The sequence below is a fragment of the Acinetobacter endophylla genome, assembly GCF_053543775.1.
On sequence record NZ_JBLVOM010000100.1, the window covers coordinates 1 to 825 of the forward strand.

Sequence of the window (825 nt, forward strand, 5' to 3'; positions counted from 1 at the left end):
CTCAAGAATACTAGTGAAGAAATCCGTAGGTGCAATACCTTGCTCTTTAAGGATTGAATAAGATTTTTCTTTAAGGGCTTCATCGATCCTGAAGTTAACAGTAGCCATCATATTTCCCAAGTATTTAATGTACTAGGAATAGTGTAATGCAAATTGCATTACAAGTCGAATTCGCATAACAGCCATTATGTTAAATGGAAGGAAGCAAAATAAGTTAACATTTTGCTTCCGGCCACATTAAGCTAGAGTTTTATTTAAATAAAGCTATTTAGTAATCATTAAATTAATTAAAATCTAAATCTAACACCAGCTCCATATAACCAACCTTTCTCAGAGTTTGATTCTATTTGCCACGACGTTTCATCATTACCTTTTGAATACTCATAGGCAATGTCGATATACGGCATGATCTTTTTACTGATTTCATAGCGAGTTTCAAACCCTGCGGTTGCACTGCTTAAACCAGTTTTTTTCGCATATTTAGAGTCATCACTAAAGATAGCATCCAACTCTAAATAAGGTTGAATAATCAACTTTTGCGTAATCAGAAAATCACGTTCCGTTTCTAGGCTAAAGCCCGCATAATTGTCTTCTCCCGCATAGAGATAAGCATCAGTTTCAAAGAAATATGGCGCCATACCATGTAAGCCAATCACCGCATCAACATTTTCTTCGGTGTCTTTGCGATGATCATTGAGTTCAACTTTTTCACTACGATAACGTGCACCAATCTGTGCATCCCAAAAGTCTGAAATCATACGGCTATATAAAAGTTTGGCATCATAATGTGCATCATGCGATTCTTCTTTATCGGCATGAATTTTA

2 protein-coding genes are annotated in these 825 nt (G+C 35.8%); both read right to left on the reverse strand.

From position 1 onward, the window contains the following. A partial coding sequence (locus tag ACNPNW_RS05455; RefSeq protein ID WP_448766669.1) for a type II toxin-antitoxin system RelB/DinJ family antitoxin occupies positions 1-108 on the reverse strand: 108 nt, incomplete at its 3' end. A gap of 179 nt (positions 109-287) precedes the next feature. Next, a partial coding sequence (locus tag ACNPNW_RS05460) for a copper resistance protein B (RefSeq protein WP_448766668.1) occupies positions 288-825 on the reverse strand: 538 nt, incomplete at its 5' end.